This window comes from Pedobacter sp. AW31-3R (genome assembly GCF_052180285.1).
In the GTDB taxonomy this organism is placed as follows: Bacteria; Bacteroidota; Bacteroidia; order Sphingobacteriales; family Sphingobacteriaceae; genus Pedobacter.
Window position 1 is genome coordinate 4,817,413 of record NZ_CP197475.1, and the last position, 13,064, is coordinate 4,830,476.

General features: G+C 41.4%; 12 protein-coding genes. 3 read left to right on the plus strand and 9 right to left on the minus strand.

Translation table 11 applies throughout. The annotated features are described in order from the left end of the window. Positions 1–11: 11 nt before the first annotated feature. The 6 genes from ACSBL2_RS19820 to pyrF form a co-directional block, all read right to left on the minus strand. Positions 12–776 carry an MBL fold metallo-hydrolase gene (locus ACSBL2_RS19820; protein WP_442588289.1) on the minus strand — a complete coding sequence of 255 codons (765 nt, stop codon included), beginning with the start codon at positions 774–776 and terminating at the stop codon, positions 12–14. A gap of 36 nt (positions 777–812) precedes the next feature. After that, a complete protein-coding gene (locus tag ACSBL2_RS19825; protein ID WP_442588290.1) occupies positions 813–1,463 on the minus strand; it encodes a LolA family protein in 651 nt (216 codons plus the stop codon). 114 nt (positions 1,464–1,577) lie between these two features. Further along, complete coding sequence (locus ACSBL2_RS19830) at positions 1,578–4,202, minus strand: DNA translocase FtsK (protein ID WP_442588291.1); 2,625 nt, start codon at positions 4,200–4,202, stop codon at positions 1,578–1,580. Positions 4,203–4,286: 84 nt separating this feature from the next. Beyond that, positions 4,287–4,508 carry a PspC domain-containing protein gene (locus ACSBL2_RS19835; RefSeq protein ID WP_442588292.1) on the minus strand — a complete coding sequence of 74 codons (222 nt, stop codon included), beginning with the start codon at positions 4,506–4,508 and terminating at the stop codon, positions 4,287–4,289. A gap of 1 nt (position 4,509) precedes the next feature. Continuing rightward, entirely contained in the window at positions 4,510–5,820 is a 1,311-nt protein-coding gene (locus ACSBL2_RS19840; RefSeq protein WP_442588293.1) for a DUF2851 family protein, read from the minus strand. A 130-nt stretch (positions 5,821–5,950) separates the two neighbouring features. Next, positions 5,951–6,781, minus strand: coding sequence for an orotidine-5'-phosphate decarboxylase (pyrF, locus tag ACSBL2_RS19845; RefSeq protein WP_442588294.1), 831 nt, complete (start codon positions 6,779–6,781; stop codon positions 5,951–5,953). Between the two features lie 270 nt (positions 6,782–7,051). Between pyrF and rho the strand changes: the two genes are divergently transcribed. After that, the gene (gene rho / locus ACSBL2_RS19850) at positions 7,052–8,767 is read left to right on the plus strand and encodes a transcription termination factor Rho (protein WP_442588295.1); all 1,716 of its coding nucleotides are present in this window, start codon (positions 7,052–7,054) and stop codon (positions 8,765–8,767) included. A gap of 6 nt (positions 8,768–8,773) precedes the next feature. Continuing rightward, positions 8,774–9,460: a CDP-diacylglycerol--serine O-phosphatidyltransferase gene (gene pssA / locus ACSBL2_RS19855; RefSeq protein ID WP_442588296.1), complete on the plus strand. Its 687-nt coding sequence runs from the start codon at positions 8,774–8,776 to the stop codon at positions 9,458–9,460. A 56-nt stretch (positions 9,461–9,516) separates the two neighbouring features. Here pssA and ACSBL2_RS19860 read toward each other — a convergent pair whose 3' ends face one another. Further along, the gene (locus ACSBL2_RS19860; protein ID WP_442588297.1) at positions 9,517–9,894 is read right to left on the minus strand and encodes an Hpt domain-containing protein; all 378 of its coding nucleotides are present in this window, start codon (positions 9,892–9,894) and stop codon (positions 9,517–9,519) included. A 21-nt stretch (positions 9,895–9,915) separates the two neighbouring features. Beyond that, positions 9,916–10,410: a 2-amino-4-hydroxy-6-hydroxymethyldihydropteridine diphosphokinase gene (folK, locus tag ACSBL2_RS19865; protein WP_442588298.1), complete on the minus strand. Its 495-nt coding sequence runs from the start codon at positions 10,408–10,410 to the stop codon at positions 9,916–9,918. A 53-nt stretch (positions 10,411–10,463) separates the two neighbouring features. Between folK and sppA the strand changes: the two genes are divergently transcribed. Continuing rightward, positions 10,464–12,233 carry a signal peptide peptidase SppA gene (sppA, locus tag ACSBL2_RS19870; RefSeq protein ID WP_442588299.1) on the plus strand — a complete coding sequence of 590 codons (1,770 nt, stop codon included), beginning with the start codon at positions 10,464–10,466 and terminating at the stop codon, positions 12,231–12,233. A 75-nt stretch (positions 12,234–12,308) separates the two neighbouring features. On the opposite strand, the gene ACSBL2_RS19875 is transcribed toward sppA, so the two are convergent. Further along, complete coding sequence (locus tag ACSBL2_RS19875; RefSeq protein ID WP_442588300.1) at positions 12,309–12,920, minus strand: hypothetical protein; 612 nt, start codon at positions 12,918–12,920, stop codon at positions 12,309–12,311. Between the last annotated feature and the right edge of the window lie 144 nt (positions 12,921–13,064).

Sequence of the window (13,064 nt, forward strand, 5' to 3'; positions counted from 1 at the left end):
ATTTTAAAATTCTACACGATAAAACTCAAACCATCGTAGGCCAGCCTGACATTTTCGGGCAATAATGCCTCAATATCAGCATGTTTACCTAAATTATGGCTCATATGGGTAAAATATGTCATTTCGGCACCAATATCTGCTGCAAAAGCAAGCGCTTCATTCAACGTAAAATGTGAAATATGGTCTCCTATCTGTAAGGCATTAATCACGAGCACTTTTGTACCCCTGATTTTCTCCGTAGAATGCTCAGGAATAGTCTTCGCATCGGTGATATACGTAAAATCACCAATCCTATACCCCAGAATAGGTAGCTTGTAATGCATTACATCCAAGGGAATAAACCTGGTCTCCCCAATAGAAAAAGAATGCTCACCGCTAATGGTATGCATCGCTATTTCAGGTATCCCCGGGTAATGCACCCCACTGAAAATATAAGCAAATTCTCTTTTCAGTCCTTCCTGAACCCTTTCTGTAGCATATACGGCGATATCCTTTTGTAAAAGATAATTGAAAGGCCTGATATCATCCAGCCCTGCAATATGGTCCTTATGCTCATGTGTAAATACAATCGCATCCAGGTTTTTCACCTTCGCCCTTAGCATCTGGTAACGGAAATCAGGGCCACTGTCTATAACAATCACCTTATCCGCCGTTTCCAGCAGCACAGAAGTGCGCAAACGCTTATCATGGGGATCATCCGAAGTGCATACCTCGCAGCTACATCCAATAACCGGCACGCCCTGTGATGTCCCTGTACCCAGAAATGTAACTTTCAAAATGAGGTTGTTAAAGTCATATGTCCAAATATAAGATTATCTTAAATCTACCACCTCAACTCCCGGATATTTTTTTGCATCAAATGTAAATATCGTTTCAGGAACCTTAACATTTGCAGTAAATGTTTTTACATTATAGGTATACCTGTTGCCATTTTTATCGAAGATCAGCACATTGGCAATTTGTTTTGCTGCCTTATCAATGCTCAGCCTGATTTTAAAATACGACTTTTTCGTATCCATTGGTGATAAATCGATCATCTGATAAGTCTTATTCCCTACTTTCTTTTCACCAGTGTACAAGTTTTTAAATCCTTTTTCATAGATGGTAAAGATCTTCGCAGGGTTTAGCGCATCTCCGCTATTGTCCACATCAGACAGCTGTACCTCTTTATCTTTCTTCAGGTAGGTCCACTGACTTTTTCCGTCACTGATCAGCTCCTGTTCCGTCATGGCCACCTTATATTTATTTGTACTCGCCTTCACATATAAAGTGCCCTGTTGGCTTTCTTTGCTGTTTGCCTGTTTATTATCCAATAAAAAGGTAAAATCTGATTTCACGATATCATAGGAACGGTATTTCTTACTCACCTCTGCCAGGATCGCCTGGGCACGTTCATCACTCTGTGCATAGGTTGCAAAACTGATCCCGGATACAGCCAGCAACAACATGATTATCTTTTTCATCTGTATATCTTTTGTTTTTTAAGCTATTGAAGCGATCATGATTGAATAGATCCCGACATCATGCCGCAAACCATGAGGTCTTCATCTTCCTTTGTGTGTATAATTAATGTTCAATTACTTCTTGAGCTCATCCAAGAACTGTTCCAAAGCATAATCGTCAAGGATCAACACTTCCCTTGCCTTGCTGCCTTCAAAAGGACCGACAACCCCTGCAGCCTCCAGCTGATCAATGATCCTACCTGCCCGGTTATACCCCAATTTAAGCTTCCGCTGAATCAGTGAAGTAGAGCCTTGCTGATGCATAACAATCAGACGGGCAGCATCTTCAAACATGACATCTCTTTCTGACGGATCAAAATCTGCTTTTGCCGATTCCGCCGCTTCATCCAAATATTCCGGCAATTGATAAGCTTCAGCATAACCACGCTGATTTCCTATAAATTCTGAAATACGGTCTACTTCCGGTGTATCTACAAAGGCACACTGTAGCCTGATCAGGTCGTTTCCTGTCGATAACAGCATATCTCCCCTACCAATCAGCTGATCTGCACCACCGCTGTCAAGGATTGTCCGCGAGTCAATTTTAGACAGTACACGGAAAGCCAGACGGGCAGGAAAGTTTGCCTTAATGGTACCTGTGATGATATTTACCGATGGTCTTTGCGTAGCCAGCACCAGGTGAATACCTACCGCCCTGGCCAGCTGGGCCAAACGTGCAATTGGTGTTTCCACTTCCTTACCTGCTGTCATCATTAAATCGGCAAACTCATCTACGACCAATACGATATAGGGCAGAAAACGGTGAGAATTGTTCGGATTTAATTTACGTTTGATAAACTTATCATTGTACTCCCTCAAATTCCTTACCATCGCATCTTTTAACAGATCATAACGCTGATCCATCTCTATACACAGGGAATTAAGGGTATTGATGACCTTCTTCGTATCGGTGATAATTGCATCTGCCTCTCCCGGAAGTTTGGCAAGGAAATGCCTCTCAATTTTATTGAAAAGCGTAAGCTCCACTTTCTTCGGGTCAACCAATACAAATTTAAGCTGCGAAGGATGTTTCTTGTATAACAATGAGACCAGAATCGCATTGATACCAACCGACTTTCCCTGTCCCGTTGCTCCGGCGACCAGTAAATGGGGCATTTTTGACAAATCTGCGATATATACCTCATTGGAAATCGTTTTTCCAAGGGCTATAGGCAAATCAAATTCTGTCTTCTGGAATTTTTCTGTGGCCAGGATACTTCGCATAGATACCATTTCAGGATGCATATTCGGCACCTCAATACCAATGGTACCTTTTCCAGGCATCGGTGCAATGATACGGATGCCAAGTGCAGCAAGACTCAGGGCAATATCATCCTCCAGGTTTTTGATCTTGGAAATCCTGATCCCGGGTGCAGGTATAATTTCATACAGGGTAACCGTCGGACCGATAGTCGCTTTGATCTTATCAATTTCAATATTGTAATGGTTGAGTGTTTCAACAATTTTGTTTTTGTTGGCTTCCAGCTCATCCGCATTTACAGAAATTTTATTGGATCCATAATTCTCCAGTAATTCCAGATGGGGATGTTTATAGCTCGACAGGTCCAAAGTAGGGTCATAGTTCCCAAACTGCTCCACCAGCTCTTCAGATTTCTTCTCTTCTTCTGTTTTCTCAATCGTTAGTTCCGGTTCCGGTTTAACATCTTCATAAATAATTTCTTCGATGGGTGCTACTACCGGTGAAAGAATGATAGGTGCATTCATGACATTATCCAGCTTCGGCTTCAGGGGGATAACCTCTTCTTCCTCCACCATCTTTTCTTCAAAGCGGTTAGGGGTTAAAACGATATTCTGTTCCTTTTTGCGTTGCTGCCCAAGTTTATCATTGAGGGTAAATTCGACTTCTGACGGTGTATCTGTCCGAACATTTTCATGATCAGGCGTAGCCTTTTGAGGGGTATGCTGAACATTACGTGTCACGGACTCAGGTTCCGGTCCTTCCAGCTCATCATCTTCCAGTACCAGCCCAATAATTTCCTTCTTCCTGCGCTCAGGAAGTTTAAAATCAATATTGTAGGCTATGATCAGGATCGACAATCCCAGGAAAGCAAGCAATCCACCCACTCCGGTCACACCAATCTGTGCAACAAGCAGTTTATTCGACCAGTAACCGATTTCTCCCTCCAGGTAATGCGGGGATTCCAAAAAGAAGGAATGCAGAAACCCGAAAGTAAGGGATAGAAAAAGAAGGAAAAACAGCCCGTAGCCTAAAGTTTTTTCCAGTCCGAATATTTTCACTTTGAACAATAAACGGTATCCAATGACAAAAAAGACAAAAACAAACAGGAAGGAGGCTACACCGAACCATTCATAAATGAACTGGTGAGACAACAATGCACCGAATTTACCGAGCCAGTTCTGAACCACATCAGGAATATTGTGCTGCTGCAGTTCCTCAACAGTCTTAAAAAGATTCCCCCATCCCCCATTGGCATCAATGACGTAACTGTAATCGTCTTGCCAGGTAAAGAGATAGGAAGTAAAAGCCACCAGGAAATAAACCGCAAGGATAGTAAAAAACAATCCCGTAATCTTTATCACCCTCCCATCCTGAAAATTCAGTGAAGGCATACGCTCAAATCTTTCTTTTGGTTCTTTTGATGATACCTTTGAAGCGGGTTTCCCCCCGTATTCGTTTTTGAATGAATTAGATTTAAATTGGTTTCCCCTTACCGACATTTTAATTATGCTGTTGTTAGGCAACAAATATAAAGTTTATAGTTGTATGTGTTGCCTTATTGTGTTTTACAAAAGACTGATTTGCTATAAGTCCCAGATACGTATCCTGATCCGTTTGATATAGTGACGTATATCCAGGACTATTCCTGCCATCACATAGAATACAATTGGAAAACCTACTGCCAGAAATGAAGAGTAGATAAAGAATAGCCTGATTTTGGAGGTAGAGATATCTAATCGCTCTGCAATGTAAGTGCAAACGCCAAAACTTCGTTTTTCGAAGAAGGTTATGATATTCTGGTACATATTATTGAATTAAAATTTTACTACCAATGATACAATTTAAGCATTTTTTCTGATTACAATAGCTTTTATTTAAATGTATTACGGATTGGGAGTGAAATGCGCATTTTACATCCATTCCCTTACTGCTGTACATGGCAGTAAGTGCATTTCTTTCTGCCGGGATCTCCTTCAGCAAGGTTAATGCACGGTCCTTTAAACCAGGTTTGTCTGTACTTTTCCCAAAGCTGTACAATGAAATGCATACGGTATTGATGATGAGGCTGTCTACAGACTGATGCCCGAAACGGCTTTTCATTTTTTTTACTTCCTTATCAAAATGGAAATGTGTATCCCAGTATTTGTTTATTTCCGGTGGCGTAAATAACGCCCTTAATTCCTTCAGTTCCCTCACTTCTATAATCAACGATAAAAAATGGTGTTTATGCAAAAGTAATGCCGCTAATTGTGCGATTCTTCTCGTAGGGAAGTTATTGGGACGTATCCTTAAAAATTTCCATAGCGACAGATCCATAGGTTTCAGATGGTATTTTTTCCTTAAAAACCCATATTCAGCTTTCAGTTGCTGTGGATATGCATCATTAAATGCTCCTTCAAGAAAGCCTGCCTGGCCAAATAACAAAGCCTCTATCTGTAAAGCATTATCCCGGTGTTTGACCAGAATGGTACTTGGAAGGGAATTCGCCAATATCTCAAAAGGGACAGTGTTAATTTTAAACCCAAAATTCCGCAGCAAAAGATAATAAAATGTCTCATTCCAGTTATTGTGGTTGCGTGCCGATTTGTCCATGACCTCGGCGGATTTCTCCTCCAGACGCTCCTGAAGCATTTTCACCAGCATGTCTTCTTTAACGGCAGACGTTATGTATTTCATTTGCGGGGAACAGGGAAATACATTCCTGGCATTGATCAGATTCAGATACAGGCTGTACATCATTTCAGGCAACAAGCCTTTTAATACCAGTGTAGGGATCCTGCTGCCATCACTGCGGTAGACTGGACAGTCATCGGTATATACTGCATGCAGGATAACCGTATCGTATGCTTTATCAAGGTGGTGACCATGCAACCCCCAGTCGGACGACCTGATATGTATTTCTACATTCCCCAACCAGGTAATTCCCTCAATCCTAAGACGGGCCAGCATAAAGTCTGGGCCTGCGTTGGTATTTAATTCCCCCTGATGAAGGATACGCAACTCTTCTCCCTCTGTGCAATAGAGATCAGTGCTGGTCAACAGCCTATACTTCCATATATAGTGTAAAAATTCCTCATTCAAATGCATCATCTGATCCTCTTCAACTAAATGAGCCAATCTAACCATGATCTACCCACAAATAAAAAAGAATCTGAAAAAAAGAGGTCCTAAAAAAAGCTGTTCCATCACATGAAACAGCTTTGATTTATTTAAATTCACCTTCAGTGAGGAAGGTTTCTTGTGTACTTTAAATTAAATTGGCTTTCTCCAGTATTTCCTGCATTTCTACCTGCAATTTCAATGCTTCTTCTCTCGCTTTTTCAGCGAAATCTTCTCCATCACCTGCATATATGATGCTTCTGGCTGCATTGATCAGCAATCCACAGGTATCATTTAATCCGTATTCACATACCGCAGACAAACTTCCCCCCTGTGCACCTACACCTGGGACAAGCAGGAAATGATCAGGAGCCAGTTTCCTGATATTCGCAAATTCCTCTGGTTTTGTAGCACCAACCACATACATCATCTGTTCACTGCCAGCCCAGGTTGAAGAGGTTCTGATCACTTCCTCATACAGCTTTCCGCCATTGACATCCTGCAACTGGAAGTCATTGTGTCCGGCATTAGAGGTTAAGGCCAGTAAGATCACCCATTTATCCGCAAAATTCAAGAAAGGACTCACTGAATCCTTCCCCATGTAAGGAGCTACCGTAATGGAATCGAAGCTCATGCCCGATTGCTCTTCATTAAAAAATGCATTGGCATACATGGCCGAAGTATTTCCGATATCCCCTCTTTTTGCATCGGCAATGGTAAAAATATCTTTGGGAATATATTTCCAGGTTTTCAGCAGACTTTCCCATCCTTTTAATCCGCGTGATTCATAAAATGCCGTATTGGGTTTATAAGCAACACAGATATCCTTTGTCGCTTCAATAATCTGCCTGTTAAACTCAAATATAGGATCTTCATGCGACAGCAAGTGTTTTGGGACATTTTCCAGCACCGGGTCAAGTCCTACGCACAAAAATGATTTTTTTAATTTTATCTGTTCAAAAAGTTGCTTCTTATTCATTCTAGCTTATATAGTGCGCAAATATGCCAAAATTTAAAGAAGTTTTAAAGTCTCATTTGCTAACCATATAAAGTAATATATTCATAACATTTTAAATTTCTCTTGGAGATTAATTTTAAAATACATACAATTGCAACATAATTCTCTGAAGTTTATCTGATCATCCCAGAAAATCCCAAACAATTTGTCCTTTTTTTATTTACAATATTGCATTTTTTGCTTTGATCGGCTGATAAATACTTTTATAAAAAATTTCTCTACACCCACATAATGTTTAACAAAACAGAATTAAATGAAAAACTCACGGCAGAACTGCGTGAGTTAGCAAAATCTCAAGGTATCCTAAATGCTGATGATTTGCGCAAAGCGGAACTGGTTGAGGTCATTCGCCAGATTAGCGAACAACAAGCTCAGGCCGAAGAGCCTGTTGCTGAGGAAAAAGTTCCGGCAAACGACGCTGTAAAACCAGCAGCGGTAAAAGTTGCCAAAACTAAAGCAGCCAAAGCTGCCCCTGCAGAAAAACCACTCAGAAAGAGAGTCCGTATCAACAAAGACGAAACTGAAGCTCCTGCAGGCAATACTACCGGCAATTTTAACAGGGCTTCTTTATTTGAATCAGAGCCAAGCCAGGAAGTAGTAGCAGCACCTTCACAGGAAAATACAACTCCTGCTGTAACTGAAGAGTCCTCTGCTGAAACAGCTCCTGTTGCTGCTAAAAAAGAAAACGCCAACGTTGTTGCTCAACCGAATACCTTAAACGGTGAGCAAAGAAAGGCCAAGCCTGTCAGGGAAGATAACCGCCCTAAAGGTAATAATGGCAATAGTAACAATAACGGCAAACAGAACGAAAACAGCTACTCCAATCTGGATTTCGACAACACCATTACCAATGAAGGTGTGCTGGAAATTATGCCCGACGGATATGGATTCCTGAGATCTGCAGATTATAATTATCTTTCTTCACCGGATGATATTTATGTATCTCAGTCACAGATCAAGTTATTCGGACTGAAAACAGGAGATACCGTAAAAGGCAGTATCCGTCCGCCAAAAGAAGGAGAGAAATATTTCCCTTTGGTACGTGTAGAAACCATCAATGGCAGATTGCCTGCTGATGTGCGTGACAGGGTGCCTTTTGATTACCTGACACCATTGTTCCCTACTGAACGCTTAAACCTGTTCACAGAAACAAACAACTATTCTACCCGTATTATCGACCTGTTTACCCCAATTGGTAAAGGTCAGCGCGGTCTGATTGTAGCACAACCAAAAACAGGTAAAACCAATTTATTGAAAGAGGTTGCCAATGCCATCGCAAAAAATCACCCTGAAGTTTACCTGATCATTTTACTGATCGATGAACGTCCTGAGGAGGTGACTGATATGGCAAGAAGCGTACGCGCAGAAGTGATTGCTTCCACATTTGATGAACCTGCAGAACGTCACGTTAAAATTGCCAATATCGTACTCGAAAAAGCTAAACGCCTGGTAGAATGTGGCCATGATGTGGTGATTCTTTTGGATTCCATAACACGTCTTGCCCGTGCCTACAATACAACAGCCCCTGCGTCAGGAAAGATCTTATCAGGTGGTGTGGATGCAAATGCACTGCACAAACCGAAACGTTTCTTCGGTGCTGCCCGTAACATAGAAAAAGGCGGATCATTAACCATCCTTGCTACGGCATTAACGGAGACAGGTTCTAAAATGGATGAGGTGATCTTCGAAGAGTTTAAAGGAACCGGTAATATGGAACTTCAGCTGGATCGTAAATTATCTAACAAACGTATCTTCCCAGCTATTGATATCACGGCTTCAAGTACCAGAAGAGATGATTTGCTGCATGACAGAGATACCCTGCAAAGGGTATGGATTCTCCGTAACCACCTGGCAGATATGAATGCCCAGGAAGCCATGGAGTTTGTTCAGTCACAAATAAGGAACACCAAAACAAATGAGGAGTTCTTAATTTCAATGAACAGTTAATCTATAATGAAGAGACACATTCCTAATGCATTAACCTGTGCCAACCTCTTTTCGGGATGTGTAGGTGTGGTTTTTGCATTTAAAGGTGATTTGAATGTAGCAGCCTATGCTGTATTGCTGTCGGGAGTGTTCGACTTCTTTGATGGTTTTGTTGCACGGCTGCTGCATGTAAAGTCGCCCATAGGTAAAGAATTGGATTCTTTAGCAGATATGGTCAGCTTCGGCGTTTTGCCTGGGGTAGTGATGTTCCAGCTATTGACGCTGAGCAATATTTCTTCGCCATACCTGCCCTATTTCGGCTTCCTTATCACCATATTTTCGGCATTACGACTCGCAAAATTCAATATTGACACGAGGCAAACAGAAGATTTCATCGGTCTGAATACACCGATGAATACACTTTTTATTGTATCCCTGCCATTTATACAGAAGGATTATCCGGGATTATTCAATTCATCCATCCTGCTTATGGCAGTAACACTCGTGATGAGCTTTTTACTGGTGAGTGAAATCAGGATATTCTCCCTGAAATTCGGTTCACTGGACTGGGCGGAAAATAAGATAAAGTTTATTTTCCTGATCATCTCAGCCATATTGATCGCATTGCTGAAATTTACCGCCATACCATTTATACTGGTTATTTATATTCTCGCCTCACTGGTACATTTCAACGGCAAAAAGCCGGCTGAATAATCGCTGGGCATTTAGAAAAAATCAATCCCAAAAGACAGACTTTAAGCATAGATTGCTTAAAGTCTTTTTTCAAGCTCAGCTTTAGCCTCGTCCAGTTGCCTGTATAGGATAACAGAGAAATCCGTTAATTCTTTAAATGCATTCGGGATATTCGATACCGCTTTTGATTCTCTTGCATCATTCTCTATATTCTGCAATAATGCACGCGCATCCTCACGGCCTACATAAGAAAGTGTAGGTTTGATCTTATGTGCAAATCCCGCAGCCTTCTCCCAATCGGCCGCCTGAATAGCCTGCTCAAGGTCAGCAATGTACAAAGGGGTTTGCTGTTTAAACATATCAATCATTTCAATCATGAATTCTACGCTATCACCAGACATGTCTCTCAGGTAAGAGAGATCCAGTGGACTGTTATTTTTTTCTAAATCGATCATAACACAAAACTAATAAAATTCTCAAGTTTTCGATACTGTTAAATCATCATTAAGCTGTTCCAATAATTCGAGTATCGACTTTTTCAATACGGGGTGTATGACAGCAGGGGCTATCTCTGCCAGAGGTGCCAGCACAAATCTCCGGTTTTGCATTTGCGGATGGGGCACCTGTAGCTGAACACCTTCATTAACCACCTGATTACCAAATAAAAGTATATCTATATCAATCAATCGCGCTCCCCATCGCTCCCCCCTCACTCTTCCAAGCTCTTCTTCAATTCCCAGACAGGTATCCAGCACTTGCATAGGTGTTAAAATTGTTTCTATACCAACCGCAATATTTAAAAAGGAAGGCTGGTCTTCTTTCCCCCAAGCCGCTGTTTCATAAAAGGAGGACTGAATACAGCATTTCCCTATTTGCTCCCCAATCCTGAGGATAGCGGCATTCAGTATAGCCTTTCTGTCCCCTAAATTGTTGCCAAGTAACAAATACACCGTATTAGTGTCCAATTCCATATAAACGCTGATCTTATTAATTATATTTACAAAATTATATATTAAACATCCATATGAGAGAATTTTTTAAATATGTTTTTGCCACAGTACTGGGGATATTCATTTCTACATTCCTTATTTTTATTGTGTTTGCATTTATTATTGTTGCTGCCGTAAGTGCAGTCGGAGACAGTAAAAGTGAAGATGTTGATGATAACTCTGTTTTATACCTCAACCTGGACCAGGCGATTAAAGAACGTACCATCGCACAACCGTTTGAAAAGGTACCTGTTTTAGGGTCTGGTGATAGCAAAAGCATAGGCTTTTATGATCTCATCAAAGCGCTGAAAAAGGCGAAGTATGATGATCATATCAAATGTGTATATATCAATGTGAGTTCTCCCAATGCGGGAAAAGCGACTTTGAAAGAAGTCAGGGATGCATTGGTCGATTTCAAAAAGAGTAGAAAGAAAATACTGGCCTACAGTGAAGTGTATACACAAGATGCCTATTACCTGGCTTCAGTGGCCAATAAAGTATACCTCAACCCGCAAGGAGCGCTTGAGTTTAAAGGTTTCAGCTCACAGCTGACTTTCTTTAAAGGAGCAATGGAGAAAATTGGCGTGGAAGCACAGATCATCAGGGTTGGTAATTATAAAAGTGCTGTGGAACCTTTTATCAATGATAAAATGAGCGACTATAACCGCAAGCAGGTTACGGCCTATGTAACGGGTTTGTATGATACTTTCCTGGCTGGTATTGCCGAATCAAGAAATATTTCCAGGGACAGCCTGTTCGTGTATGCCAACCAGTACCGGATCCGTCAGCCACAGGATGCAGTAACCTATAAAATGGTGGATGGACTAAAGTATAAGGATGAGGTTCTCGATGAATTGAAATCATGGACAGGAAAAACCAAGAAGGAAAGCCTGTCTACCGTGACCATCAATGATTATGCGGCCAGTCTTGATACAGAGAGCAGCAGTGCCAAAAATAAGATTGCTGTAATTTACGCAAACGGTGACATTACCGGTGGAGAAGGAACAGATGAATCGATCGGTTCAGAACGGATCTCCAGGGCCATCAGAAAAGCCAGGATGGACGATAAAGTTAAAGCTATTGTCTTACGTGTAAATTCCGGCGGTGGAAGTGCCCTGGCTTCAGATGTGATATGGAGAGAGATCATCCTGAGCAAAAAAGTAAAACCTGTGATTGCTTCTTTCGGTGATGTTGCAGCTTCAGGTGGTTATTATATTGGTTGCGCTGCCGATTCTATTTTTGTTCAACCGAATACCATCACCGGATCCATTGGTGTATTCGGGATTATTCCGAATTTCCAGAACCTGATGACGAACAAACTGGGCATTACTTTCGATGGCGTAAAAACCGGAGAATATGCAGATATCATGAGTGTCAACCGTCCCCTTACTGAAGGAGAACGATTAATTATCCAGACGGATGTGAACCATGTGTATGATACTTTTATTGGCCGCGTGGCTGATGGACGTAAAAAAAGTAAGGCTGATATCGATTCTATCGGTGGCGGACATGTATGGATTGGCACAGATGCCGTAAGAATCGGGCTGGCCGATAAACTGGGCAGCTTCAATGACGCTATCGTGGCTGCAGGGAAAAAAGCAAAAGTAAGCGACTATAAAATTGTGGAATATCCCGAAAAACTAAGCCCGTTTAAAGCATTAATGAGTGATGCTACGGACAATATCAGGGTATACTTCGCGAAAAAAGAGTTTGGCGAAAACTTCCTGCTGTATAATCAGCTGAAAAATGCGATTACCAATTCCGGTGTTCAGGCACGGATGCCATTTGAAATTAAAACACAATAGAAAAAAACCAGAGTAGGATAGCTGTACATGTTTTACCGAAAAAAGCCCTTAAAGGGCTTTTTTCGGTAAAACAACTTATTTTCTTAAAGACCTCCATCCAGGATACATACTCAGATAGGTAGCCTCAACCGACCTCCCTTTCTCATGTACAATAATACGGCTGACGAGATCCTGCTCAATGTCAAATGCAATACCCCCTGCCATATCATCAAAAACCTTTAAGGTATCATTGGTCTTTTCATGCACAAATACACCGGATAACTTAACTGCCGGCCATGCATCAATCAACTGCGTTTGCGTCATTCCGGTATGAATATGGTCTGCAGTGAGGTAAGCGGAAGATCCTGTCGCAATCTGCTTCGCTGCTTTAACGACCATATTGCTGTCACGATAGGAAGAAAATATGCTGATCGAATCCTTTTTCCAGATGGCCAGCGCACTGCCCATTGCCGCGTCCCCGTCATCAGCATTTCCCAGCAAGGCAAATATATCTTTCATATCCTGTCCTAAAAACAGGGCTCCGACCTGCTTACCAGGAACGATCAGCCTATTATTGGGAACCTCCTTCACTTCCTCAGTCATCACCGTGTTTTCAATCACTGCCTCATCTATATTTTTTTTAGGAGCAGTGTTACAGGCTACTGCTAAACTTAACAGAAGCATGCCAGCATAATTTATTGTCTTCATGGGTATATATGTTTAAAGGTTTTGAAGCTGACTTGCAATAACCGCTTCATTCATAGATTTTTGTTATCCTCTCTTATAGTTGGCCCTCGTTTTATTCTTCTATAAATCTGATGTTAAAAAACTATGCCAAAATCATAATTCAGG